Annotated in this window: 22 protein-coding genes; 8 read left to right on the top strand and 14 right to left on the bottom strand. The window is 66.7% G+C overall.

Annotation, left to right across the window (positions count from 1 at the left end; genetic code table 11):
• Positions 1-415: 415 nt before the first annotated feature.
• From ACRSCF_RS16965 to ACRSCF_RS16955, 3 genes are read right to left on the bottom strand one after another with little or no spacing between them, the layout of a single operon-like run.
• Positions 416-1,885, bottom strand: a complete 1,470-nt coding sequence (locus ACRSCF_RS16965; protein ID WP_244386191.1) for a c-type cytochrome — start codon at positions 1,883-1,885, stop codon at positions 416-418.
• 5 nt (positions 1,886-1,890) lie between these two features.
• Entirely contained in the window at positions 1,891-2,478 is a 588-nt protein-coding gene (locus tag ACRSCF_RS16960; protein WP_432675066.1) for a (2Fe-2S)-binding protein, read from the bottom strand.
• On the bottom strand, positions 2,475-5,396 hold the full coding sequence (locus ACRSCF_RS16955) for a xanthine dehydrogenase family protein molybdopterin-binding subunit (protein ID WP_244386190.1): 2,922 nt from the start codon (positions 5,394-5,396) through the stop codon (positions 2,475-2,477). Before ACRSCF_RS16955 ends, ACRSCF_RS16960 begins: the two co-directional genes overlap by 4 nt.
• Positions 5,397-5,829: 433 nt before the next feature.
• Between ACRSCF_RS16955 and ACRSCF_RS16950 the strand changes: the two genes are divergently transcribed.
• From ACRSCF_RS16950 to ACRSCF_RS16930, 5 genes are all read left to right on the top strand, one after another.
• Positions 5,830-6,876 (top strand): methionine ABC transporter ATP-binding protein, encoded by a 1,047-nt coding sequence (locus tag ACRSCF_RS16950; RefSeq protein WP_016448088.1) that lies wholly within the window; start codon positions 5,830-5,832, stop codon positions 6,874-6,876.
• Positions 6,877-6,879: 3 nt separating this feature from the next.
• Positions 6,880-7,545 (top strand): methionine ABC transporter permease, encoded by a 666-nt coding sequence (locus ACRSCF_RS16945; RefSeq protein WP_012205011.1) that lies wholly within the window; start codon positions 6,880-6,882, stop codon positions 7,543-7,545.
• A 79-nt stretch (positions 7,546-7,624) separates the two neighbouring features.
• Positions 7,625-8,434: a MetQ/NlpA family ABC transporter substrate-binding protein gene (locus ACRSCF_RS16940; RefSeq protein ID WP_034368322.1), complete on the top strand. Its 810-nt coding sequence runs from the start codon at positions 7,625-7,627 to the stop codon at positions 8,432-8,434.
• A gap of 4 nt (positions 8,435-8,438) precedes the next feature.
• Positions 8,439-8,969 (top strand): cupin domain-containing protein, encoded by a 531-nt coding sequence (locus tag ACRSCF_RS16935; RefSeq protein WP_034368326.1) that lies wholly within the window; start codon positions 8,439-8,441, stop codon positions 8,967-8,969.
• Complete coding sequence (locus ACRSCF_RS16930; protein ID WP_043791303.1) at positions 8,966-10,066, top strand: DUF6817 domain-containing protein; 1,101 nt, start codon at positions 8,966-8,968, stop codon at positions 10,064-10,066. The genes ACRSCF_RS16935 and ACRSCF_RS16930 overlap by 4 nt, the downstream gene beginning before the upstream one ends.
• A gap of 59 nt (positions 10,067-10,125) precedes the next feature.
• On the opposite strand, the gene ACRSCF_RS16925 is transcribed toward ACRSCF_RS16930, so the two are convergent.
• Positions 10,126-11,169 carry a bile acid:sodium symporter family protein gene (locus tag ACRSCF_RS16925; RefSeq protein WP_034368328.1) on the bottom strand — a complete coding sequence of 348 codons (1,044 nt, stop codon included), beginning with the start codon at positions 11,167-11,169 and terminating at the stop codon, positions 10,126-10,128.
• Positions 11,170-11,287: 118 nt separating this feature from the next.
• Here ACRSCF_RS16925 and ACRSCF_RS16920 point away from each other — a divergent pair, with 118 nt between their 5' ends.
• Positions 11,288-12,202 carry a LysR family transcriptional regulator gene (locus ACRSCF_RS16920; protein WP_016448084.1) on the top strand — a complete coding sequence of 305 codons (915 nt, stop codon included), beginning with the start codon at positions 11,288-11,290 and terminating at the stop codon, positions 12,200-12,202.
• Here the strand turns inward: ACRSCF_RS16920 and ACRSCF_RS16915 are convergent.
• From ACRSCF_RS16915 to ACRSCF_RS16880, 8 genes are all read right to left on the bottom strand, one after another.
• Positions 12,177-13,550 carry a D-tagatose-bisphosphate aldolase, class II, non-catalytic subunit gene (locus tag ACRSCF_RS16915; RefSeq protein ID WP_034368331.1) on the bottom strand — a complete coding sequence of 458 codons (1,374 nt, stop codon included), beginning with the start codon at positions 13,548-13,550 and terminating at the stop codon, positions 12,177-12,179. The two genes, ACRSCF_RS16920 and ACRSCF_RS16915, sit on opposite strands and share 26 nt — an antisense overlap.
• 4 nt (positions 13,551-13,554) lie before the next feature.
• Positions 13,555-14,523, bottom strand: coding sequence for a tagatose kinase (locus tag ACRSCF_RS16910; RefSeq protein WP_034368335.1), 969 nt, complete (start codon positions 14,521-14,523; stop codon positions 13,555-13,557).
• Between the two features lie 60 nt (positions 14,524-14,583).
• A complete protein-coding gene (locus ACRSCF_RS16905; protein WP_411165111.1) occupies positions 14,584-15,477 on the bottom strand; it encodes an ABC transporter permease in 894 nt (297 codons plus the stop codon).
• A 128-nt stretch (positions 15,478-15,605) separates the two neighbouring features.
• Complete coding sequence (locus ACRSCF_RS16900; protein ID WP_034368338.1) at positions 15,606-17,162, bottom strand: sugar ABC transporter ATP-binding protein; 1,557 nt, start codon at positions 17,160-17,162, stop codon at positions 15,606-15,608.
• 20 nt (positions 17,163-17,182) lie between these two features.
• Positions 17,183-18,103 (bottom strand): substrate-binding domain-containing protein, encoded by a 921-nt coding sequence (locus ACRSCF_RS16895; RefSeq protein WP_034368342.1) that lies wholly within the window; start codon positions 18,101-18,103, stop codon positions 17,183-17,185.
• 34 nt (positions 18,104-18,137) lie between these two features.
• Entirely contained in the window at positions 18,138-18,947 is an 810-nt protein-coding gene (locus ACRSCF_RS16890) for a DeoR/GlpR family DNA-binding transcription regulator (protein ID WP_244386186.1), read from the bottom strand.
• A 111-nt stretch (positions 18,948-19,058) separates the two neighbouring features.
• Complete coding sequence (locus tag ACRSCF_RS16885; protein ID WP_016448076.1) at positions 19,059-19,790, bottom strand: type 1 glutamine amidotransferase; 732 nt, start codon at positions 19,788-19,790, stop codon at positions 19,059-19,061.
• 150 nt (positions 19,791-19,940) lie between these two features.
• Positions 19,941-20,852, bottom strand: coding sequence for a DMT family transporter (locus ACRSCF_RS16880; RefSeq protein ID WP_034368349.1), 912 nt, complete (start codon positions 20,850-20,852; stop codon positions 19,941-19,943).
• A 14-nt stretch (positions 20,853-20,866) separates the two neighbouring features.
• Between ACRSCF_RS16880 and ACRSCF_RS16875 the strand changes: the two genes are divergently transcribed.
• Positions 20,867-21,436: a helix-turn-helix domain-containing protein gene (locus ACRSCF_RS16875; RefSeq protein ID WP_026062195.1), complete on the top strand. Its 570-nt coding sequence runs from the start codon at positions 20,867-20,869 to the stop codon at positions 21,434-21,436.
• A 45-nt stretch (positions 21,437-21,481) separates the two neighbouring features.
• Here ACRSCF_RS16875 and ACRSCF_RS16870 read toward each other — a convergent pair whose 3' ends face one another.
• Positions 21,482-22,057, bottom strand: coding sequence for a hypothetical protein (locus tag ACRSCF_RS16870; RefSeq protein WP_016448072.1), 576 nt, complete (start codon positions 22,055-22,057; stop codon positions 21,482-21,484).
• Positions 22,058-22,358: 301 nt separating this feature from the next.
• Here ACRSCF_RS16870 and ACRSCF_RS16865 point away from each other — a divergent pair, with 301 nt between their 5' ends.
• Positions 22,359-23,387, top strand: coding sequence for an MFS transporter (locus ACRSCF_RS16865; RefSeq protein ID WP_244386184.1), 1,029 nt, complete (start codon positions 22,359-22,361; stop codon positions 23,385-23,387).
• A 329-nt stretch (positions 23,388-23,716) separates the two neighbouring features.
• On the opposite strand, the gene ACRSCF_RS16860 is transcribed toward ACRSCF_RS16865, so the two are convergent.
• Positions 23,717-24,970 carry a hypothetical protein gene (locus ACRSCF_RS16860; protein ID WP_244386182.1) on the bottom strand — a complete coding sequence of 418 codons (1,254 nt, stop codon included), beginning with the start codon at positions 24,968-24,970 and terminating at the stop codon, positions 23,717-23,719.
• Positions 24,971-25,611 lie beyond the last annotated feature (641 nt).

Raw genomic sequence — 25,611 nt, 5'->3', positions numbered from 1 at the left:
AAAGGAGGGTGGTGGAACGCGGTTGGTTCCGTGGTGGAAACAATGGGCTTGTGTTTTGGGGCTGTGACCGCGGCTTGTCAGCGAGTGCAGGGGGGCTCATTTCCCCCTGCCGGGTGGTTGTTTTTCGAGGCCGGGTCTCGGCCCGGCGGCCGACTGCCCTTTCTTGATTCGCCAAGAAAGGTCAGATCAAAGAAGGCGACCCGGATGTCCGCGACCCTTCGCTTCGCTGCGGGCAACCTGCGTCGTGGCGGTTGCGGGGTTCGCCGTGAAACTCGTTGCGCGCTGCGCGCTTCACTCAAACATCACGGCGAGTCAGATGACGAAGCAAGCCCGTCCTTCGGCAGGCTTGCAACCCCGCAACCGCCACGCCGCAGGCGCGGGCATACGGGTTGGGCTCCGTAGAACAGCCGGTGTTTCACGGCGCAGCCTTGTGCCCTGACTTTCCGGCTGCGCTGCGCAGGTCGGCCACCTGGGCTGCGGTCACATCGGCAGGCTGGCCGCCCAGGGCCGTGCGGGTGTAGTTGGCCAGGGCGGCGACTTCGCCATCGGTCAGCTCCTGCATGAAGCCGGGCATGCCGGGCAGGGGCGTGGGGCCCTGCTGGGTGGCCGGGTGCTTGGGCAGGCCGACGAGGATGGCCAGCACCAGGTTGCGGGCGTCGGCCTGGCGCACGGTGCTGTTGCCCTTGAGCGGGGGCATGGTGAGGCTGCGGCCCAGGCCCTCGCTGCCGTGGCAGCTGGCGCACAGCGCCATGTAGTGGCCCCGGCCCGCGTCCAGCGTGCCCGCGCCGTTGCCGGTGCCATTGCCCGCGCTATTGCCCCCGCTATTGCCCCCGCTGTTGCCGGTGCCGGACTCCGGGGACACGGCGGCCGGCAGGGGCTGGGGCGCGGGCGGGTTGTCGCCCAGCAGGAAGGTGGACAGCGCCGTCATGTCCTCGGCCGTGAAGTACCGGGTGCTGTTGGCGATGACCTCGTGCATTTCATCGAAGGCGCTGCCGTGGGCCGAGAAGCCCGTCTGCAGGAACTGGGCCATGCCCTCGCGCGTCCAGCCGCGTGCGGCCAGGGCTTCTGCGGTGATGCCGGGGGCCGTGAACAGCGACAGCGTGCCGCCCTGCAGCCAGCGGTCCTTCTGCATCTGGCCGAACATGCCGCGCGGCGTGTGGCATTCGGCGCAGTGGCCCATGACATTGCCCAGGTACTGCCCGCGCAGCCAGGCCGGGCTCTGGCCCTGCGAGCCCACGGGCAGCGGCGCGCTGGACAGGAACAGCGTCTTCCAGCCGAACATCAGCACGCGAAGGTTGAAGGGGAAGGGCAGGGCGGGCTTGGTGTTGGGCTGGGCCACGGGCCGGATGTTCATCAGGTAGCCGTAGATCAGGTCCGAGTCTTCGCGGCTCATCAGGTGGTAGGAGGCATAGGGCATGGCCGGGTAGAGCTGGCGCCCGCCCGGCGCCGTGCCGCGGGTGACGGCGGCGTGGAATTCCTCGGCCGTCCAGCGGCCTATGCCTTGGTCGGGGTCGGGGGTGATGTTGGTGCCGTAGAGGGTGCCGAAGGGCGTGGGCAGGGGCTTGCCGCCCGCAAAGGGCTGGCCTTCCCGGGCGCCACCTATGCCACCCACCCCGTCATGGCAGGCCATGCAGTCGGCGGCGCGCGCCAGGTACAGGCCCTGGGCCAGCTGCTGGGGGCTGCGGTGCACGGCCTGCGGCTCGCGCTGCGGCACATGGGGCCGGTTGCCCCAGACGGCGGCAATGGCAAACAGCACGGCCAGCAGCAGGAGGACGAGCAGCAGCCCGCGCCAGCGGCGCCTGGGCCTGCGCGGTGGCGGGGGGCGGGCACCGCTGTAGTCTGCGGGTGGCGCGGCGGCGGCTGCGCTGGGGTCGGCGGCGGACATGGCGCTCATCCTTTCAAGGTCAGCCCGGGCGTGTTCAGGACCAGGTCCTTCACGGCCGCGTAGTAGCGCACATAGCCGGTGCAGCGGCACAGGTGGGGCTGCAGCGCCTCGCCCACGACCTGTTCCACATCGGCCGCGCGGATGGGTGCCTTGGCCAGGCGCTCGACCAGCACCGTGGCGGCGATGACGAAGCCCGGCGTGCAGTAGCCGCACTGGAAGCTGAAATGCTCCAGGTACTTCTGCTGCACGGGGCTGATGGCGATGACCTTGCGCGGCTGGCCCGAGGCGCCGGGCGAGGGCAGGGGCGCGGTGTCCGCGCCGGCCGGGTCGGCAATGCCTTCGATGGTGCGGACCTTGCGGCCCTGGAAGTAGTGGGCGCCGGTGATGCAGGTGCGCATTTCGCGGCTGCCCTCGGGCCCGTCCACGATGATGGTGCAGGCCCGGCATTCGCCGATGCCGCAGCCCAGGCGCGAGCCGGTGAGGTTCAGGTATTCGTGCAGGAGGTCGATCATGGGCATGCCTTCGGGCACGTCCATGGGGCCGACGCTCTGGCCGTTGACGGTCAGCGACAAGGGGCGCGGGACAAGGCTCATGGTGCGAGTGCCTCCCTGATCTTTTGCGGGGTCACGGGCAGGTCATGGAAACGCTTGCCTATGGCGTGGTGCAGTCCGTTGACGATGGCGGCGACGATGGGAATCATCACCACCTCGGCAATGCCCTTGGGTGGATCGGTGTCCGACAGAGGTGCCAGCAGCTCGGCCGTCTGCTTCCAGACCGCCACCTCGCTGCCGCGCGGCAGGTGGTAGCGGTGGAAGTTCCAGTTGCCGTCGCCGGGGCCGCCCTCGTACAGCGGCATGGTTTCGTACAGCGCATGGCCTATGCCCATGGCGATGCCGCCTTCGAGCTGGCCGTGCACCAGCTCGGGCACGATGGGCCGCCCGCATTCCATGATGGAGTGGTGGGCCAGCAGCTCGACCGCGCCCGTGCCCGTGTCCACCGCCAGCTCGACCAGGGCCGCATTGGCGCTGTAGTAGGTGACGCCCGCGTTGTTGCGCTGCATGGGCGGATAGAACAGGTTGCGCCGCGCAATCATGCGGTAGCCGGCGGCGCTGCGCCGCGCGGTGACAGAGGCCTCGACGGGCGTGGCCGCCTGCGGCGTGTCGCTGGTGTCAGGGGCCGGCGTGACTGCGGCAGCATCGGGCGCGCTGCCCAGGCGCACGGCCAGCGCGTCCAGCGGCCGGCGCGCGCTGGTGCCCAGGATGTCGAAGTCGGCCTCGGCCCATTGCCAGCGGTTGAAGGTATGGCCCACGGCGCCCGTGACCAGCTGCATGGCATGGGCCTTCTGGGCCAGGGCCTGCAGGGACAGCGGCTGCATGCCGTTGGCCGTGAGCATGCCGTTGACCCAGCGCGCGTCCTCGCGGCGCACCACGTAGGGCGCCTTCTGGCCGCCGCCCGTGCCCTGGCTCCAGATGGCCACGGCGGCCGGCCACAGGCCGTGCTCGAAGATTACGCGCGCCGTCTCGCTGGTGGCGTGGCTGTAGTAGTAGGCCGAGTTGCTGGCGCTGGCCGGCGAGGCGTAGACCGGCGTCCACAGCGGCCGGGTGGCGAAGCGGTCCTGGTCGGCCTGGGGCATGGTGTAGTTGTCGCCCTCGGCCTTGAGCGGCAGCTCCGGCCAGTCCAGGCAGGCGGTCTGCAGCTCGTCGGCGGGCTTGCCGAACCACTGCACGCACAGCTGGGCCTGCGAGGTGCCCATGCCCGTGCCGATCTCGGTGCCCGAGTGGTGCAGCAGCACGCGGCCCTGGGGCGATATCTCGATGCGGGCGAAGGCCGCCTCGCCGCCCGTGCCGAAGTCCTTTTGCACGCAGGCAAAGCCCACGCCGTAGCGCTGGCCCGGGTGGCTGGCCTCGTAGGCGGTCTTGCGCTTGGCGCGCTCGGTCCACAGCGGATGGCGGCGGGCGCGCTCCAGCACCTCGTCGGCGCGCAGTGCGCCGGCGGCAATGGCGCCCTGGGTGTTCTTGGCGCCCGAGGTCAGCACGTTGCGCAGGCGCAGCTCGATGGGGTCGATCTGCAGCAGTTCTGCGATTTCGTCCACCATCATTTCGGTGGCCGCCATGCTCTGCAGCGTGCCGTAGCCGCGTGCCGAGCCCGCGTCCAGCGCGCGGCTGGCCAGGGCCACGGCGGTGATGTCGTTCTTGGGAAAGTAGTAGATGGACTGCGCCGCCGTGCCGCCCACCATGGCGACCGAGGGCGAGAAGTTGGCCCGGCCGCCGCCATTGGCCGTCATGTTGGCCACCAGGCTCTGGAAGAGGCCGGTCTTTCTGTCGATGGCCATGGTGTAGTCGATCTCGAAGGCATGGCGCTTGAGCGAGGACTGGAACTGCTCGAACCGGTCATTGGCCAGGCGCACGGGCTTGCCATCCGCATAAAGCGCGCAGACCAGGCCGTAGTAGGGCATGGGCGCGTGGTCCTTGGAGCCGTAGCCCACCGTGTAGCACGGGTGCACGAAAAGGCGCTTGAGCGGGAACCTGCTGGCCTGCACCATCTGCGCAGCCCATTCGGCCACTTCGTGCGGCGACTGCGTGGCCAGCACCATGTGCAGGCTTTGCGTGGCCGCGTCATACCAGCAGTTGGCGTTGTCGGGCTCCAGCGCGGCCGTGTCCACCGATTGCGTGGCGTAGTGGCGCTGCAGCACCAGCCAGTCGGCCGGCGGCGTGGCCAGTTCCTGGGCGATCTGCTCGGCCGCGCGCAGGCCGCGTGCCGTGACCGCGTCGGCCTTGGAGATCTGCGGCCAGACCAGCGGCTTGCGTTCGGCGGGGAACAGCGGGGCATCGCGCAGGCTGGAGAACACGTCGTCGTCAAAGGCCGTGGCGCCGCCCTGGCGCACATAGCGGAACACGCCCCAGGGTGGACGGTCCAGCGCGCCCGTGATGCGGCCGTAGCGGATGACGCCGGCCGTGGCCTGCAGCCTTTCCTTGGCAAAGCGAAAGCGCGCGAAGTCGTGGTAGATGAGGATGGCCACGGCCTGGCCCAGGTAGGCGGGGGTCTTGCCTGCGGGTAGCAGCATGTCTTCGCCATAGAACTCGGGAAAGGCCAGGCCGTCGCGCGCCAGGTCTTCGGCGGTGACCACGCGGTCGGGCGCCAGCTCGCCGTCCAGGGAAGACAGGTCCATGCCGTCGAACAGCCGGTCGGCCAGCGTGGTGCGCACGATGAAGGCATGGGATTGCTGCTGGGGCCAGTGCGGCATGTCGCGGGCGCGGATGTCGCGGGCGAAGACCTTGGCGCCCATGACCTTGGAGCGGCCATCGAGCCGCATGCGCGGCAACTGGGTGGCCGGCTCGCGGGCCACGCTGCCCAGGACGCGGTCTTCAAAGAGGGCTGCATAGGCCTGGCTGGCCAGCGGCGCCACCCAGACGCTGACGCCTGCGATGCTGGCGGCCTGCAGAAAGCCGCGCCGCGACAAGGGAGCCGCGCCGGCCTGGCTGCCGGCGCCGGAGTGTTGTTCTGGGCGCATGGCGCTCTTCTCCTGTGGGGTTGAGCCCACTGTAGGAGGGCGCATGCCGCGCGGCCTGTCAGCAAAGGCTGCTTCTGGCGTCAGCGCGGCGGCAGCGGAGGGTGCTTGCCATCGTCAAAAGCAGGAGCGGGCCAGGGCCGCCAGGCCGCGACGGCAGCGTGCCGGCCATACTGTCAATCAGACGCCGCCGCAAGAAGGGCCTTGCCTCAGTGCTCCGTGGCGCCGCGCATAGCCCGGCAGGGCCAGGGAGTGTCCACATTCAGGCATAGTTGAGGGTTGTGCAGAAAGTAGTGAAGTCCTGGGCATAACCGGAGCTTCTTATTACTTAATTTTTTTATAGTTTGCGTTTTTATACGCGCAACCTATATTTGCTCCCACTTCCCAACAATGCGCAGCGGCGTCCCCAGGCCGTCCTGCGCCGCGGCGTTTTTTCATGATCGAGATTCGGGATCTTTCCCTGACCTACAAGGGCCCCACCGGGCCCGTCCATGCCTTGCGGGGCATCAACCTGCAGATCGAGTCGGGCGAGGTGTTCGGCATCATCGGCCGCAGCGGCGCGGGCAAAAGCTCGCTGGTGCGCTGCCTGAACCTGCTCAACCGCCCGACCTCCGGCCAGGTGCTGGTGGGCGGCCGTGACCTGATGCAGCTCAGCGATGCCGAGCTGCGCACGGCGCGCCGCGACATCGGCATGGTGTTCCAGCATTTCAACCTGCTGTCCTCGCGCACGGTGTTCGACAACGCCGCGCTGCCGCTGGAGCTGGCGGGCATGTCGGCGGACGACATCAAGAAGCGCGTGGACCCGCTGCTGGACCTGGTGGGCCTGAGCGCGCTGCGCGACCGCTATCCGGCGCAGATCTCGGGCGGGCAAAAGCAGCGCGTGGGCATTGCGCGCGCGCTGGCCAGCCACCCCAAGGTGCTGCTGTCGGACGAAGCCACCTCGGCCCTGGACCCCGAGACCACGCGCTCCATCCTGGACCTGCTGCGCAAGGTCAACCGCGAACTGGGCCTGACCGTGGTGCTGATCACGCACCAGATGCAGGTGATCAAGCAGATCGCCGACCGCGTGGCCGTGATCGACGGCGGCGAGATTGCCGAGCTGGGTCCCGTGATCGACGTGTTCACGCGCCCGCAGCAGGCCATCACGCGCAGCCTGATCGACGAGATCGTTCCCCAGCAACTGCCCGAGTCGGTGGCCGTGCGCGTGAACGCGCTGGCCGCCCAGCTGGCGCCCGGCCAGCAAGGCCGGCTGCTGCGCCTGTCGTATGCGGGCGAGAGCGCCTACCAGCCCATCCTGTCGCACCTGATCCGCGAGCTGGGGCTGGACCTGTCCATCCTGCATGGCCAGATCGACGAGATCCAGGAGCAGACCTTCGGCTCGCTGGCCGTCTTCGCCAGCGGCGACGCGGCAAAGATCGATGCCGCCGTGGACCATCTGCGCGCCACGGGCGTGCAGGTGCAGATCGTTTCCACCAGGGATTGAGCGATGTTTGAGAATTTTTCGGAAATGATGCTGGAGCTGTTCGTCAGCTCGCTGTGGGAGACCATCATCATGGTCGGCGTCTCGGGCTTGGTGGGCGGCCTGATCGGCATTCCCCTGGGTGTGTTCCTGCGCCTGACCGACCACGGCGGCGTGCTGCAGAACGGCCCGGCCAACAAGATCGTGGGCTGGATCGTCAATGCCCTGCGCTCCACCCCCTTCATCATCCTTTTGGTCGCCATCATCCCGCTGACGCGTCTGATCACGGGCTCGTCCATCGGCACCTGGGCGGCCGTGGTGCCGCTGACCATTGCGGCAGCCCCCTTCGTGGCGCGCCTGGTGGAGACCGCGCTGCGCGAGGTGGACAACGGCCTGGTGGAAGCGGCCCAGTCCATGGGCGCCACCACGGGCCAGATCGTCTGGAAGATCCTGCTGCCCGAGGCGCTGCCCGGCATCGTGGCAGGCCTGACCATCAGCTTCGTGAGCCTGACCGGCTACTCGGCCATGGCCGGCGCCATTGGCGGCGGCGGCCTGGGCGACCTGGGCATCCGCTACGGCTACCAGCGCTTTTTGCCCGATGTGATGCTGGCCGTGGTCATCATCCTGATCTTCTTCGTGCAGGCCATCCAGAGCCTGGGCGACTGGGCGGTGCGCAGGTTGAGCCACCGCTGATCCACACACCCCGGCGGCCGGTGCGGCTGGCGTGGCCGGGGCGGCAAGCTGCCGCGAGATTGTCTGAAAGAGGGATTCCATGAAAAAGCGCGCATTGCTTCAATCGCTGGCTCTGGCCGCCGTCCTGCCCCTTGCCGGGCTGGTCGCACTGCCGGCCCATGCGGCCGACGGCTCGGTCACCATCGGCGTGACCTCGGGCCCGCATGCCCAGATCGCCGAGGTGGCCAGGAAAGTGGCCGAGAAGAACGGCCTGAAGGTGAAGCTGGTCGAGTTCGGCGACTTCATCCAGCCCAATGCGGCGCTGTCGCAGGGCGAGCTGGATGCCAACATCTACCAGCACCAGCCCTTCATGGACGCCCAGAACAAGGACCGCGGCTACAAGCTCGTGCCCGTGGCCCGTGCGGTCAACCAGCAGATGGGCGTGTACTCCAAGAAGATCAAAAGCCTGGCCGACCTCAAGAGCGGTGCGCGCGTGGGCATCCCCAACGACCCCACCAACGGCTCTCGCGCACTGATGGTGCTGGCCGCGCAAAAGCTGATCGAACTGAAGACCGGCGCGGGCGCCCGTGCCTCGGTGCTGGACATCACGGCCAATCCGAAGAAGCTGAGGTTCGTGGAACTGGAGGCCGCCCAACTGGCGCGCTCGCTGGACGACCTGGACGCCGCCGCCGTCAACAGCAGCTACGCCGTGGCCGCAGGCCTGTCGCCGCAAAAGGATTCGCTGGCGCTGGAAGCCACGGACACGCCGTACGTGACCGTGCTGATCGCCACGCGCGCCGGCCATGAAAAGGACGCGGGCCTGCAGGCCTTCGTCAAGGCCTACCAGTCGCCCGAGGTGCGCCAGTTCATCGACACGCAGTTCAAGGGCGCCTACACGGCGGCCTGGTAAGACCATGGGCGCCCTCGCATCCCACCGGGTTTCCGACGCGGACTTCGTGGCCGCCATCGGCGTGCAATGGCAGCACCGTCCGCTGGCGCCCGAGCCCGGCCTGGCCGCGCTGCTGGCGCAGGCCCAGCTGGATGACGGCGGCAAGGCCACCGTGGTCCAGGCCGTGGGCATGCTGGTGGTCGACGAATGCGTGGCCCATGGCTACCACAGCATGGACCTGGTCGTGCTGCACCCAGGCATCCCGGGCCTGGACGAGGCGCTGGAGCGCTTCGACAAGCCCCACACCCATGCCGATGACGAGGTGCGCTACATCCTCGAAGGCGAAGGCCTGTTCGGCTTCTTCGATGCCGGCGGCCAAGAGCGCGTGCTGCGCGTGCAGCCCGGCGACTACCTGCGCATACCGGCCGGCGTGGAGCACCGCTTCACGTTGACCGCCACGCGGCGCATCAAGGCGCTGCGCCTGTTCGCCGATACGGCGGGCTGGGTGGCGCAATATACCCAGCGGCCCGCCGCTGCCATGGAGGTGCCTGCATGAGCCTGCCTGTCCCGACACTGTTCCAGACACTTGACGAGGCGCTGTTCACGCGCGCCCAGGACCTGCTCGACGAGGAATGGTTGCGCAGGGATGCCGACCTCGCCCCCGTGCTGCCCGTGGTGCTGGCGCGCGGCGTGGGCCAGGACTGGCACAAGGCCGGCACCTTCCGCCACCACCTGGCGGGCGTGGCGCGTTCGCTGGCGCTGTGGCGCCAGCCGCGCGACGTGCGCCTGCTGGGCCTGCTGCACAGCGTCTATGGCAACGCCTTCGTGGACCTGGTCAAGTTCGATGCGGGCAGCGAGCGCGGCCGCCTGCGCGAACTGGTGGGCGAGGGCGCCGAGCACCTGGTCTACCTGTTCTGCACCATGAGCCGCACGCAGTTCATGCAGAAGATCCTGGCCGGCGACCTGGCCGAAGACGGCTCCATGGCGCTGGAATCCGCCGGCCGCAGCCAGCGCCTGAGCGCCCATGAGGTGGCGGCCTTCACCATCGTGAGCATGGCCGATGCCATGGAGCAGTGGTTCAGCTGGCAGGAAGACATCTACTCGCAGTTTCCGCAGGTGCAGAACCAGCGGCAGCAGGGCGTGCACTGGGCGGCCTCGCTGTGGCCCGGCCCCATGCGGCCTGCCAGCCGCATGCTCAGCCAGATCAGCGACCTGGGCCGTGCGCTGCAGCACCCGGCGCTGCGCGCCCAGCTGCCGCTGCCGCCGGTGTTCGACCATTGCAGCCGGCAGCTGTCGCCTGGCGACGAGGCCGCTGCCGTGTCGCTGTACTGGTCGGTGATCCAGCTGGACCAGCCGCTGGTGGACCTGGACGCCGCCACGGCCGTGCTGGAAAGCGCCGTGCGCCTGAACCCCTGGGTGGGCGAGCCGCAGATGGTGCTGGCCCAGCTCTACCTGTCTGCCGGCCGCGCCGACGACGCCGCGCGCGCAGCCACCAGCGCGCTGCAGTGCTTCAGCGGCTGGGGCAATGCCTGGGACAAGCGCGTGCAGTGGGACGCCTGGATCGCCTGGACGCGCATCCTGCTGCAGTCGGCGCAGCAGGGAAGCTGGCCTGAACGGCTGGACAAGCTCAACAACCTGGCCCTGAAGGGCTGAGATGCAAAAAAGCCTGGCGCGAGAGCCAGGCTTTTTTGTGATGGGAGCGCGCCCGCGCCTTATTTGGCCGGCGCCGTTTCGGCCTTGGCGGCCGGCGCAGCGCTGGCGGGCACGGCGCCATCCTCGATCACCTCGGAATGCATGGGCCGGCGTGCATAGCGCTGGGCCAGCACGGCGCAGACCATGAGCTGCAGCTGGTGGAAGATCATCAGCGGCAGCACGATGGCGCCCACGGCGCTGGACTCGAACAGCACCTTGGCCATGGGCACGCCGCTGACCAGGCTCTTCTTGGAGCCGCAGAACACTAGGGTGATCTCGTCCTCCTTGGAAAAGCCCAGGCGGCGCGCCGTCCATGACGTGATGACCAGCACCAGGGCCAGCAGGATGGACGACAGCAGCAGCAGGCCCAGCAGCGCGGGCAGGGGCGTCTGCTGCCACAGGCCGCTGATGACGGCGGCGCTGAAGGCCGTGTACACCACCAGCAGGATGGAGCCCTGGTCCACGAACTTCACGCGCTTGGCATGGCGCGAGATGAAGCCGCCGATCACGGGCCGCAGCAGATGGCCCAGCACAAAGGGCAGCAGCAGCTGCAGCGCGATCTTGCCGATGGCCTGCAGCGCGTCGCCCCCTTCGGCGCTCTTGTGCAGCAGCATGCTGACCAGGATGGGCGTGATCACGATGCCCATCAGCGTGGAGGCCGATGCGCTGCACACGGCAGCGGGCATGTTGCCGCGCGCCATGGCCGTGAAGGCGATGGCCGACTGCACCGTGGCCGGCAGCGTGCACAGAAAGAGCACGCCCATGTACATCTCGGGCGTGACCAGGGGCTCCAGCACGGGGCGCAGCGCCCAGCCCAGCAGGGGAAAGAGCACGAAGGTGGCGGCAAAGATGGTCAGGTGCAGGCGCCAGTGGCCTATGCCGGCAAAGATGGCCTCGCGCGAGAGCTTGGCGCCGTGCAGGAAGAACAGCAGGCTGACCATGAGCGTGGTCGCCACCTCCAGCCATTGCGAGACGGTGCCCGAGGCGGGCAGGAAGCTGGCCAGTGCCACGGTGGACAGCAGCATCAGCGTGAAATTGTCAGGGGCGAAGCGGGGGCGTGCCATGGGAAAACTCTCTCCAACTAACTATCGGTTCGTGCAGCCAGGCTGCAAGGCCCCGATTGGACGCCACGGCCATTGAAAAGAGAAATGGATTTATCTGATGGTTTTATAATTTTTCCGTATGAATATCAGCCTGCGCCAGCTGCGCGCCTTCCTGGCCGTGGCGGAAAGCCGCAACTTCAGCCGCGCCGGCGAGCTGATGGCGCTCACCCAGCCCGCCGTCAGCCGCAACGTCACTGAGCTGGAGCAGGCCCTGGGCGTGCAGCTTTTGCACCGCACCACGCGCGAGGTGGAGCTGACCGACGCCGGCCGACTGCTGCAGGGCCATGCCACGCGCGTGCTGGACGCGCTGGATGAATGCCTGCTCGAAGTCAGCGGCCTGGCCACCCAGCGCCTGGGCAAGGTGCGCGTGGCCAGCAGCCCCACGCTGTCGGCCCACCTGATGCCGCGCTGCATTGCGCGCTGCCGCGAGCAGGCGCCGGGCATCGAGCTGCTGCTGCTGGACCGCATCCAGAGCGATGTGCTGCAAAGCGTGCGCAGCGGCGAGGTGGACTTCGGCGTGGTCATCGACCCGCAGGGCCGCGATGACCTGTACTGCGAAACCATACTCAGCGAGCCCTTTTGCCTGGTCTGCCCGGCCACGCACCGGCTGGCCCGCAAGCGCCAGGTGGCCTGGAGCGACCTGGCCGGCCAGCCGCTGGTACTGTTGGACCACGCCTCGGGCAGCCGCCGCCTGATCGACGCCGCGCTGCAGGCCCACGACGCCGAGGCCGCCGTGGTGCAGGAAGTCGGCCACACCACCACCATCTTCTGCATGCTCCAGGCGGGCCTGGGCCTGAGCGTGGTGCCGGAACTGGCCGTGCCGCAGGCATGGCGAATTCCCGCGAGTGGCGCCGCCCCCGACGCCCTTGCCAGCCGCCCCCTGCTGCCGCGCGTGCAGCGCGACATCATGCTGGTGCGCCGCCGCCAACGCGAACTGTCGCCCGTGGCGCAAAGCGTGTGGGATTTGATCAGGGGGGAGGCGGGGCAGCTGTGAGGCTCGCGTTGCAGGCTGCCGCATACGGCCGTATCGCCTCGCGCACGCGGTCCAGCACCAGTGCGTGGGGCGAGGGTGCCAGCCGCCCGGCGCGCACGGCCTGGTATTGGGCTGGGAGGAACTGGCTGAGCATGTTCTCGGGCAGGGTGCAGGCGGACAGGTTGTCCAGCAGCCGCGCCACGGCGGCGTTCACCGTGGGGTCGGCCCAGTAGTAGCGGATGCGGTCGCTGTAGCTGTAGATGCGCAGCAGCCTTTGGGCGCCGGGATCGGGCTGCTCGCCGCGGTAGTAGCGCTCCCAGTTGGCGGGGCGGCCCAGCATGGCCGACTCCAGCACGGCGGGCAGGTGGGAGCGCTGGGGTGCATCCACGAGCTGCTCCTCGATGGCGGCCAGCGCGAACAGCGCCTCGCGCAGCGCAAAAGTGGCGCCGGGCCCGACCTTGAGGATGGCAAAGCCGTCCTGCACCAGCTGGCGCAGGGCCTCGGGCCGCTGGTAGTCGGTGGAGTGGGCCTCGAAGACCAGGTGCGGGTGCCGGCGCAGCAACTGCTTGAGGTCGGCCGCTTCGCCGGGCGCGTAGTCCACCACGCGCGTGTGATCGAACTCCACGCCGGGCTGGACCACCATGGCAATGATGCGCGGCCAGACGGGGTCCAGCCCCTGTTGCGCGAAGACGTCGCGGTGCACCTGCAGCGTGCGCTGGGCGTCGGCGCGGGCAGTGACTTGCACATGCTCCAGCGCATGCGCGGCGCCGCCGGGCACGGGCACTTCGGTGCCGATCACGTAGACGGGGCCGGGCGCCGGGCAGGTGCTGCCGCGCTCGGCCGCCTGGCAGAGCAGGGCAGCGCGGCGGGCCACGGTTTCGTCGTCCAGCGCCTGGGGGTCGTCTGCGCAGGCCATGCTGGCGTCCAGGTGCAGCTTCACGAAGCCGGCTGCCGCATAGGCGTGCACCAGGTCCTGCGCCAGATCCATGGCCTCGGCGGCTGGAAGATCGGTCCACGCCGTGGGGCCCAGGTGGTCGCCGCCCAGCAGCACGCGGTCGGGCGGCAGGCCGACGCGGTGGGCGATGGCCAGCACGAAGCGGCGGAAGTCGGCGGGCTGCATGCCGGTGTAGCCGCCGAACTGGTTGACCTGGTTGGCGGTGGCTTCCACCAGCAGGGGCGTGCCGTCGTCCAGCGCCTGGTGCATGGCGGCCTCGATGACCAGGGGATGGGCCGAGCAGATGGAGTAGATGCCGAGTGCGCTGCCTGTTGCGCGCGCATCGCCTGCGGCTGCTGGCGTTTGCCCGGAGCGTGACTGCGCCAGGCGGGTGAAGTGGGTGAGATGGGTGGGGTGGGTGAGGTGGGCGGGCATGGTTTCAGCCCTCCATCACCGCATGCCGCAGGTGCTGCGGCTGTTGTGCCAGCAGTGCGTCGAGCCCCGCAAAGCCGGATGTCCCCTCCATCGGCCCCTTGCTTGCGACGGCCAGCGCGCCAGCCGCATTGGCGTAGCGCAGCGATTGCAGCGCGGTCTTGCCCAGGCGCCGGCAGGCGATGAAGGTGGCACCGAAGCAGTCGCCCGCGCCCGTGGGGTCGGCCACGTCCACGGGGAGGGCGTCGAGGTCGATGCGCTCGTCGGCACTGAAGTAGCTGCAGCCGTCGGCGCCGCGCTTGACCACGATTTCGCGCACGCCGCGCGCAAAGATCTCGGCGATGGCGCCGGCCTCGTCTGCCGAGCGGGCCAGCTGGGTGACCTCGTGGCCGCTGGGCAGGAAGATGTCGGTGAACTCCAGGATGTAGGCCAGGGCTTCGCGCATTTCGGGAATGCGCAGCATCTCCTTGCGCACGTTCGGGTCGAAGGACACGGTGCCGCCCTGGGCCTTGACGATTTCGATGGCCTTCTTCATGGCATCGATGATGCGAAACGAGAACAGCGACGAGCCCATGACGTGGAAATGCGCGCAGTCCTTGAGCACGGCCTGGTTGACCTGCTCGGGCTGCAGCTGGGCCGAGGCGCTGTTGGTGATGTTGAAGATGAAGTCGCGCTCGCCGCTGTCGCGGTAGGTGACGAAGGCGCTGCCCGTGACGGCGTTCTGGCACACGGCGATGGCGCTGGTGTCCACGCCGTCGCGGCGCAGGCGGTCGATGTTGAGCCAGCCAAAATCATCATCGCCCACGCAGCCGATGATGGCAGCCGGATGCCCCAGCCGGGCGACCTGGTCGATGAAGATGGCGGGCGCCCCGCTGGCGTAGGGCCCGGCCAGCGGCCCCGGCGCGCGAAAGCTCTGGCCTTTTCGCTCGGCCATGATTTCGACGAGGATCTCGCCCATGGTCATGATGGATTGCATGCTCTCCCTCCCTTTGGAATCAAACCCCGTGCGCCGTTCGCTGCACCGCCGGCCCATGCGTCAGCGCCTGCGCCTGCTGTGCACATCGATGCACACGGCCACCAGAATCACGCTGCCCTTGACGATGAGCTGATAGAAGTAGGGCACGCTCATCAGGTTCATGCCGTTGTTGATGACGCCGATCATCAGCGCCCCTATCAAGGTGCCCGCAACGCTGCCGTGGCCTCCGGCCAGGCGCGTGCCGCCCAGCACGGCGGCGGCAATGGCGTCCAGCTCCCAGCCCATGGCCGCGTTGGGCTGGGCCGAGTACAGGCGGGAGGTGAGCAGCAGGCCGCCCACGGCCGCCATCAGCCCCGACAGCATGAAGATGGCGATCTTCAGCTGCCCCACGCGTATGCCTGCATAGATGGCCGCCTCGGCATTGCCGCCTGCCAGATAGGTCTTGCGGCCGAACACGGTGCGCGACAGCACGAAGTGGTTGGCAGCCAGCAGCGCGGCCAGTATCCAGATGGGCACGGGCATGCCCAGCAGCTCGCCATTGCCGATCCACAGAAAGGCTTCGCTGTCCACCGGCGCCGGCATGCCGCCCGAGACGATATAGGCCAGCCCCCGGAAGATGCCCATGGTCGCCACCGTCACGATGAAGGACGGCAGATGCAGCAGCGCCGACAGCGAGCCGTTGACCGCGCCCAGCAGCAGGCCGCACAGCAGCACGGCGGGCAGCACCAGGGCAGGTGCCAGGCCCTGGCCCAGCATCAGGCCGGCCGCGCTGCCGGCCAGGGCGACCACCGACCCCACCGAGAGATCGATCTCGCCCAGCAGCAGCACATAGGTCATGCCGAAGGCCACGATGGCGATGATGGACACCTGCAGCAGCACGTTGCGCAGGTTGCCGCCCGTCAGAAAGGCCGGCGACAGCAGGGAAAACAGCGCCACCAGGCCGGCCAGGCCCATGAGCGTGCCGGCATGGCGCCGCAGCGGCTTGCAGGCATGCCGCCAGCCATGCCTGCCGTCATAACGCCGGTCGCCGGGAAGGCGTTCTTCGGGCGCGCCCGTGGCGGGGAGGCCTAGGTCGGAATGGTTCATGGCAGTCCTCCTCCGGTGGCGTGCGCCATCACGGTCTCCTGGCGCAGATGGAGGGTGTCCAGGCTCTGGACCAGGCGCTTGTTGCGCATGACCAGCAGCCGGTCGCTCATGGCCAGTGCCTCGGGCAGTTCCGACGACACCAGGATGACGGCCGTGCCGGCTGCTGCCAGCTCGCGGATCAGGGCATAGATCTCGAACTTCGCGCCCACGTCGATGCCGCGCGTGGGCTCGTCCAGCACCAGCAGCCGGGGGCGCATGGCCAGCCACTTGGCGAACACGATCTTTTGCTGGTTGCCGCCCGACAGCTGGCGCACGGGCTGGTACAGGCCGGCAACGCGTATCTTCAGCCGCTGCACGCAGGCGCGGGCCAGCGATTGCTCGGCGGCCTCGTCGGTGAGCAGTGCGCCACCGCGCCCGCTGTGCACCTGCACCATGCAGATGTTGTGCTGCACGGACTGGTCCAGCACCAGGCCTTGCTCCTTGCGGTTCTCGGTCACGAAGGCCATGCCCTGGCCAATGGCGTCGGCCGGCGAGCGCAGGCGCAGCGGCCGGCCGTGCATGAGGATGCTGCCCGTGCAGCGGTGCATGCCGAACAGCGCATCCATGACATCGGACCGGCCCGAGCCCACCAGCCCGAAGAAGCCCACGATCTCGCCCGCGTGGACCTCGAAGTCAATGCCTTCGAAGCGCCCGGCCAGGCCCAGGCCGCGCACCTGGAGCAGGGCGCGCGTGCTGCGGTCAGGGGCGGGGCCGCGCGGCGGATAGATGTCCTGCATCTGGCGCCCCACCATGAGCGCGATCAGCGCCCCGATGTCGGTCTCGTCCCGCGCCAGGGTGCAGATGGAGCTGCCATCGCGCATGACGGTGATCTCGTCCGAGATGCGCATGATCTCGTCCATGCGGTGCGAGACGTAGATGATGGCGCGCCCCTCGGCCTTGAGGCGGGCGGTGAGGGTGAAGAGAATCTGCGCCTCGCTGTCGCTGAGCGAGGACGTGGGCTCGTCCATGATGACGATGCGCGAGGGCTGGGCCAGCGCCTTGGCGATCTCCACCAGTTGGCGCTGGGCCAGCGACAGTTCGGCCACCTGCGCGTTGGGGTCCAGGTCCATGCCCAGTCGGGCCAGTAGCGCGGCGGCGTCGCGGCGCAGTGCGCGGCGGTCCACGCAGCCGGCCCGCTGCGGGAGGCGCGCGGCAAACAGGTTGTCCGCCACGCTGAGGTTGGGCGCCAGGCTCAGCTCCTGGTGAACGATGGCGATACCGTGGCGCTGCGCATCGGCGGGGCTGGCCAGCTCGGTGCCGGCACCCTCGATCAGCAGCTGGCCGCCATCGGGCCGGTGCACGCCGGCCAGGATCTTGAGCAGGGTGGATTTGCCGGCCCCGTTCTCGCCCAGCAGCGTGTGCACCGTGCCTGCGCGCAGGCGGAAGGAAACGCCTTTGAGCGCCTGCACGGCGCCGAAGGATTTGGCCAGCGCCCGGGCCTCGAGCATGGGGGGCGGCGCAACGGCGTCGAGCATGGCACGGCCTGGGCGGCCGTGTGCAGTGGGGCCTGGCATGGCGGGCTCCGCAGGTCCATTTACCTGGCGGCAGCCGTGTACACGCCGGGCAGCACGGGGTGGAGTTTCTCCACCGGCTTGCCCGACAGCAGCTGCGCGGCAATGGCCACGGCTTGCAGTCCCAACTGGTCGGGGTACTGGCGGATCACGCCCACGAAGGCCGGTTCGCGGTCCACGGCCGCGCGCGCCTCGGCCATGCCGTCAAAGCCGACGATCTTGACTTGCTCCAGCTTTCTTGCGCCCTTGACGCTGGCCAGTGCAGCCAGGGCCGCATCGTCGCCAAACCCGAAGATGCCCGCGAGATCGGGGTGGGCCTGCAGCATGTTCTGCGAGGCGGCCAGGGCCTCGGCCCGCGTGATGCCCGGCTGCACGGAGACGATCTTCATGCCAGGGAAGGTGGCGATGGCGGCCTTGAAACCCTCCACGCGATCGACCACGGACTGTATGGACGGGTAGTGCAGCACGCCGATCTGGCCCTTGCCGCCCGTGGCGCGGCCCATGAGCTGGCCGGCCAGCACGCCGCCGGCGCGGTTGTCGGTGGCCACGTGCGATGCGACCTCGACCCCGCTGGCCGCAATGTCCACGGTGATCACGGGAATGCGGGCGGCGGCAGCCTTGAGCACGGCGGCCTTCACGCCCCGGGAATCGACGGGCGACAGGATGATGGCATCGACCTTCTTGCTGACGAAGTCCTCCACATCGGAGATCTGCTTGCCCAGGTCCTGGTTGGCAATGCTCAGGTCCAGCTTCAGCCCCTGCCGCGCGGCTTCCTGCTGCATGGCCTGGGCCAGCTCCAGGTAGAACGGGTGCTGCTGCGTGAGCAGGGACACGCCGAGGGTGCGCGCGGGGCCGGGGCCCGGCTGTGCAAGCGCCGGGCTGGCCGGCAGGCCGAATGTGAATGCGCCGGCCAGCATGCGCCGGAGAAACGTGTTGCGGTCCATGGCGGTCTCCCTCCCTCTGTCGTTGTGGAAAAACTCAGCTTCTGGCGAACTCGATGCGGCCCTCGGCCTTGTGGGTGGCCTGCAGCCGGTGGCGTTCCAGCAGATCGAAGGCGCCGGGCTCCATGTCCTGGTGTGCGCACAGGCCGTCGAGTTGAGCGATGTCGCAGACCGGGTGTCCGCCCGAGGTGCTGTCCAGATCCAGTGCCAGCGCCACGGCCTTGGCGCTGTGCTCCACGGCTGCCGCGTACAGCCGTGCGGCGCCCGGGTCGCGGCACAGCAGGCGGTTGCGCTCGTCGATGCCACAGATCTCGAAAAGGCAGATGTCCAGCGGCCGGCCGCGCAGGCCCGTTTCAGCGCCGGGGCCGATGAGGCAGGGCTCGTCGCCGGCCAGCGAGCCGCCCGTGACGTGGATGGTGCAATCGAGAAACTGCCGTGCCGTCGCCACCATGGACAGGTCGTGCAGCGTCAGCGCAATGCCCTGGCGGCTGGCCAGCAGCGGCAGCACGCGGTGGGTGATGCGTCCGCTGCCCAGGAAGACCGAGGCGTCGTCCTCGATCCAGCCCAGGGCGCCCTGGGCCACCTGGGCCTGTGCCGGGCCTTGTGCGGCGGCGTGGGCGCCGGGCAGCTCGGCCGCCGTCTTGAGCAGGGCCGGGTTGTAGCGCGCCTTGCCGAAGGCGCGCACCACATAGCCCTGCTGCTCCAGGTAGTGCAGGTCGTTGCGGATGGTGACGGTGGAGACGCCGAAGAGCACGCTCAGCGCCTCCACCCGCACCTCGTCGGTCTTGCGCGCCAGCTCCACGATCTGCAGCCTGCGCTTGAGTGAACTGTTGCCTTGTTCCTGCATGGATTCTTTCGATTCGAAAGGTTTCTATTTCGTATCGAAAGTTTCCCTGCACGCAAAAGCTGCGTCAAGCGCACCCAGGGTATTCACCAGGGATTGCCTGGCCTGGAAGGTTTACCGGCTGGCCGCGCTCAGGGGCACGACCACGGGCCGCTGCAGCTGTGACGTCCAGGCCCGGTAGGTGCGGTGGGCCAGGGCATGCAGCACGGGAATGCGCAGGTCCAGGTGGCGCAGGATCTCGCTCTCGGTCTGCGCCGCGGGGCCGCGTGCGCGCAGCAGCTCGTCATGGCCTTCGGCGCACCAGGCAGCCACGCTGGCGGCAGTCACCTCCATGTGGCCCTGGAAGGCCCAGTGCCGGCCATGTCGAAAACCCTTGTTCAGGCAATGGCTGCCGTACATGGTGCGCACGGCGCCGCGCGGGATCTCGAAGGTGTCGTAGTGCCAATGGAAGATCGTGGCCTCGCGCGGCAGGTCCATGAGCTGCTGGGCGGCGGCCGTCACCCAGATGCGGCTCCAGCCAATGTTGGGGCAGGGGTTGCGCCAGACCCTGGCGCCCATGGCGCGCGCCAGCATCTGTGCGCCGAAGCAGTGGCCGAGCACGGGAACGTCATGCCGCAGCGCGTCGGCCAGCAGGGACTGTTCATCCTCCATCCAGGGCAGGCCCTCGTTGACGCAATGGTTGCTGCCCAGCACCACGATGCCGCTGTAGTCGGCGGCATGCACAGGGGCTCTTCCATCGAGGGCGGGCTGCAACATTCGGTAGGGAATGCACTGCTGCTCCAGGTGTTCACGCAGAACGCCGGGGCCCTGGGTGGATTCGTGCTGGAGGATGGCGACAGGTCTCATGGCGGCGCGGCTTCATCGGGAAGCCATTTGTTGTGAGGCCTTGACTCTAGGGACGGCTGCCTCAAGGGCGGATTGTGTTTGCGCACAACGCCATCAAGGCCGCATCAAGGCAGCACCGGGACAGCACCACGGATGTCGCCCCCGTCCCTCTCAAGCCGTGGATGCTCCAGCCTTGCGCCGGCTCCATTTCAGCTCGCTGACCAGCACCCCGCCCACGATCAGCACTGCCCCCAGGATGGCCAGCCCCGGCAGCCGGTCGCCGGCCATGCGTCCCACGATGCCGGCCCAGACCGGCTCGCTGGCATAGATCACGGTCGCACGCGTGGGCGACAGGGACTTCTGGGCCCAGTTCATGGTCAGCTGGATCAGGATGCTGGCGCAGGCCATGGCCACGGCGGCCGTCAGCCAGATCCACGAGAAATCCGGCACCGACTCGCCAGCCACGGGCATGGCCAGCAGCGCCATGGTGCCGGCCGCCAGCAACTGCACCGTGGTCACGCGCCGCGCATCGACCTTGCCCGCGAAATGCCCGATCAGGAGCACCTCGGCCGCAATGGCCAGCGTGCTCAGCATGGTTGCCATCTCGCCCACGTTCAACTCCATTCCCCCGGACTCGGGCCCCGCCACCAGCACCAGGCCCGTGAAGGCCAGGCCGATGCCTATCCAGCTCATCAATCGCGGCGGCTTGCCCATCACCAGCCATTGCAGCAGGGGCACGATGGGCACATACAAGGCGGTCAGAAACGCCGACTTGCTGCTGCTGATGGTCTGCAGGCCGAAGGTCTGCAGGCCATAGCCCAGAAAGATGCTGGCGCCGATGGCCGTGCCTGCGACCAGCTCGGTGCGCGTGAGCCCGGCCATGACCTTGCGGAACACCAGCAGCCCGATCAGACCCGCCGTGACGAAGCGCAGGCCCACAAAGAACAGCGGCCCGCTGTGCTGCATGGCCAGATGGACCACGAGAAAGGTGCCGCCCCAGACCATGGTGACGGCGATCAGGGCCAGCTCCTGCCGGCTGAGCAGCGGCGTGCGCGAACTGTGAGAAGATGACGTGTGCAACATATTGCGCAGATCATATGAGAAATATATTGCACAGCGCTGGCGAGCGCTCCGATGTCCTGGCTTTCGTCAGCGAAAACCTGCGCCGCCTTCGCCAGCGTGCAGGACTGAGCCAGGCGGCCCTGGCCGAGGCCGCAGGCCTGAGCCGGCGCATGGTCGTGCAGCTGGAAGGCGGCGACACCAATATCAGCCTGTCCAGCCTGGATCGGCTGGCCGATGCGCTGGGCGCCAGCTTCATAGAAATCGTCAGCGACCCGGCCGCGCAGCGCCTGCGCATGGACGCCATGGCCTGGCGCGGCACCCGGCCCGAAAGCCAGGCCATGCTGCTGGGCAGCGTGCCCGCCACGCGCGAGGCTCAGCTGTGGTCCTGGTCCCTGGGCCCCGGCGAACGCTACCAGGCCGAACCCGACCCGGAAGGCTGGCACGAGATGATCGTCGTGGTCGAAGGCCGCCTGCTGGTGGACCTGAGCGAAGGCCCCATGACCATCGAGGCCGGCGACTACGCCATCTACGGCAGCGCCCAGGACTACGCCTACGTGAACCTGCACGAAGGCGTGACGCGGTTCATTCGGAATGTGATTTCCTGAGGGCGCTGCAGCGGTCTGTGCCGTGCTTTGGGCAAGGTACCGTCGTCAGTGAAATGCGGTGGCCTGCGGTGCCACTTCAGACTGGCCGTTGAAGAAATACACAAGATCGGATGCAGTCATGACGCGGCCGTAGTAGGGGTTGGACTGCGTGCCTTCCAGTGACCTGCCCGAGCGACGTGCAATGGCTGTCGCAACGCTCATGTCCAGATCATCACCGTCCAGGCCGAGCTCTTCCTCAAGCCGGTCGGATCCGCGGACAGGAAAGCTCTTTTGGTAGCTGAGCAGTTCTTCCTGAAGCTGTTCATACACAGCGCGGATTACCAAAGGATCTGTGCTGCGCAAATCGAAGGAACGGGCGAAGCCGCAGATCGACTCGCCGTTGCGGGTGGCGGCAAGCGCCTGCAATCTGGTTTTCTCGCGGTTGTTCGACCATGCTCCGCAACTGACCAATGCAGTGACTGTGAGAGCTGTGGCAGCCGGATGAGCCACGGAAAGAGTGCCTAGGGCGCACGCCAAGATTGCAATGAGGCTCCAGAAAGCCAAGCGCTGCAAAACGCCGGGCACGGTGCCCGGTACCGTGCGGGCGGGCGAGGGAAGCTGTCGGCGAGAAGATCTGCGCATGGAGAGAATGCAGCCCGTGAACGGATGCAGGAAGAAAACGATTCTTCGTGGCGATCATAGATGCTCAGCGGCTGGGCGCAAGGAGGCATGGATTGCCACAGGCGATGGCCCCAGCCCATGCACCCTTGCGGCCGTCCCTCTGAACAACGCCTTGTCTCCCATACACCGGCTATGGAATGCTGCCGGCCTTGCAGGTGCGCCGTCCTTGCAATTTCGCTCTTTGCTCTGTATTCCTGGGGTTGATACCTAATGTCTAAGCATGTATAGACAACTAAAGTCATCCCATACCAAGGAGATGCAAATGAGGCGAGGCAGACTTTTCCGGGGCTGGTACATCGTGGGCGCCGTCCATGTGCTGCTGGCGCTGGGCTTTGTGGCCAGCAGCCTGCTGTCCTCATCGCTGGTGCTGTTCCTGGGCGCCTTCTGCATTCTGGTCGGCCTGGGCGTGGGCCTGGTGTATGTGCCCGCCGTCTCCACCATTGCGCGCTGGTTCGTGCTGTGGCGCAGTTCTGCCTCCGGCATCGCGCTGGCGGGCACCGGGCTGGGCACGCTGCTCGGCCCCGTGGTGGCGGGCGCACTCATGGAGCACCCGTCCTGGCAACTGACAATGCAGGTATATGCCGCAGCCATCGCACTGACTGGCCTGGCGGCGGCGGTCCTGCGCGGCCGGCCTGAGGAGCTGGGGCTGCATCCCGACGGCGTGCCGCCTTCGGGTGACCCTGCCGCCGGGCAGTCCGCCCAGGGCATGGACCTGGCCCAGGCGGCGCGGCAGGCCCGTTTCTGGTGGTATTTCGCGGCCATCTTTCTGGGCTCCATCGGCCTGTTCCTGGCGCTGATCCACATCAACCCGCTGGCACGCCAGCAGGGGTTGTCTGTCGCTCAGGCCAATGGGCTGATCGGGCTGATCGGCGTGGGCAATGTGCTGGGGCGCCTTGCGCTGGGCCGGCTGGGCGACAGGATGGGGGCGCTGCGTTTTCTGCTGGTGCTCACCGTGTCCCTGGCAGTGCTGTGCGGGCTGTGGGCCATGGCGCGAGGCTTCGTGGCACTGTCCGGTTTCGCGCTGGTGTTCGGCGCGGCCAACGGCGGCTGCATCGCGCTGTATCCGGCTGTCGCCGCGACCTGGTTCGGCACGCGGAACCTGGGTGCCATCCTGGGGGCGCTCTATGTGGCGGTCGGCATTGCTGCCGTGGCTGGGGGCAGCCTGGCAGGCTGGCTGTTCGATGTCTGGGGTGGCTATACGCCATCCATCCTGCTGGCGGGTGGCAGTGCCGCGCTGTCGGCTCTTGCGGTGTGGCGTGCCGAATGCGCCGGGCGTGATGGCAGGGGCTGACAGGCAGGCCCGCGAACCAGATGGCTGCGGGCCCGGGTATGGAAAAGCCGATGCCCTGGGGGCGTGCCTGAGAAGTATTGAGAGGGAGGGAGGAGAAAGACCTCAGGCTCGGCGGAAAGCGGATGCCGTCAGTATGCCCATCAAAGCTCGAAAAAAGCTCTATGGCGAGCGGCTAGCACGGATGGCCGCAGCGCGATCGATTTTGAGGACGCAGTGGGCCTGGCCACGCTATGTCGAAGGCTGCCGGTCACGCCAATCTTGCGCCTGTGAGAAGCTTCTCTGTGTGATGTCGATGTGGGCTGGTGCGTGGAAAGGCGATTGCCTCCAGATCAAGACATCTTCGTTGTCGCAGGGGCGCTGCGGCGTAAATCGCAGATCATCGGGTAAAGAGCTATCGGGAGCAGGAAGTAGGTCAATAGATATCTGTATTCCCCGGCGCTGGAGAAGAGAAAAATCGCGAACAACTGCAGAATTAGAGAAGCATAGATAACCAGATGGTCGGCCTTCAAGCGTTTCCATGCCATTATGGTGGCAACAGCCAGCATGGCCATGCCGAAAAAAGGTGACCAGAGAATAAACCTGTATTTCCATGAAATGGAATTGAGAAAGGTGATCCATTTGCTAAGAAATGGAGGGGGCGACAGCTCTGAATAATAATCCTGGAAATTCTTCAGAACATAGCTCTTTGTCTCTGCCGTGGGAAAGTGGCCATCAGCCAAGGCGGAAACCATAAAGACATTGACCCGGCTTGACAGGAATGCGGGAATATTGTGCCAGAGATTGTATCTGGAAAACTCCTTGATCAGGATCTCCTTGTCCTCTGGGAGTATTGTAAGAACGTTCGGTGAGTTCGGTTGGTGTACAAGAGAATCCCAGTAGTCTCGATCGTACCAATCGTTGAATTTCTGAATGCCACCGTATTTTTCAAGTACTTCGACGGTGGTCTTGGAGACATTGTATGCAGGCAGGCCGAAGGCCACGGAAAACGGGCGTGGTTGAACAAAGTTGGCTGTCTCGAAAATAACCAATGGATAAGTGGCCTCTTGTGGCTTTCCTGCTTGATGCAGAGTCAGGAACGTGGATGTCAGAGTCCAGAAAATGCCGATTGTGGCGATAATGATGCGGCCGAATCGATCTGTTTTGAATAAAAGATATATAAAAGGTATCAATAATACTATCCCATTCGACCTTGCGAAGATGGTGAAAGGCATGCATAGAAAAATAACGAAAGCGGAGAAGGATGTGACTTTAGAACGCCTCAGGCATATCCATATTTCGAAGATAAATCCAATTCCGCAAATGGCAAATGGTCCGTCCGGGTAGAGCATCCCGGAAAAGTTCAGGATGTGAGGTGTTGCAACAAAGAAAGCAAAAAATATGGCAGATCGCAGTATTCCGTGGTTATTGTAAATGTAGTGGATTATTCTGGAGAAAACGAATGCAGAAACCATCATCTGCAGTGTTGTGATCGTGCCAATACTGCTGTTCAGTGCCAGTGCCAGCTTGATAAAGCCTATCCATATCGCTGTTTTTCCAACCGATATATTTCCTGTTTTATCTGTTGCCTCCATCAAGGCGGCCATGCTGTCATTGCCCAGATTTCCTGGCCAATTGCCATATATCCAGATCCCATAGATAAGAGATATCAATGAGAATATCGTAAGGAAACCTTTGTATTCTCTATGGGTGGTTGTTTTTTCTCTCAAGATAGTGCAAGGTTATCGAGTGATGCTCACGGCATCTTACACCCGCTCTGCATCTGTGGATCTCTATGCACCTGATTTCCGTATTTTCATCAGCATCGACTTTGATGTTCGGGTAATCCATCAGATCCAAGTGCTCTTTCTGTGGTTGACGCAAAGCAATTGGCCGTGTCAATGGTCTTGAACAGTCCATGCGAATTGCTTCACTGTTGGAGACGAACAAGCCCAATCCCGGCCGGTTGGTCTTGGTTCAAGACGTATCGTCGAAAGTCTGTGGGCCTTGTGCCAATACGCCGTGGTCGTGTTCTCGGCAGTAAGGCTTGCCTGCAGTGCAGTGCAACCGGCTGATCGGCATGGGCAATGTCATTGGGATCCTGCTGCTGGGCCGAGTGGGCGACAGGATGGGGCGCTGCGCTTTCTGATGGTGCTTTCCGTGTGCCTGGCCTGGCCTTGCTGTGCGGGCTGTGGGCCCTGACACGGGCTTCATCGCCCTGGCCAGTTCGGCACTGCCAACGGCAGCT

It is taken from the genome of Delftia sp. 11MD, from assembly GCF_050907895.1.
Lineage (GTDB): Bacteria > Pseudomonadota > Gammaproteobacteria > Burkholderiales > Burkholderiaceae_C > Comamonas > Comamonas tsuruhatensis.
Note: the sequence above shows the minus strand (reverse complement) of the source record. Positions and strands in the feature narration are given on the sequence as shown.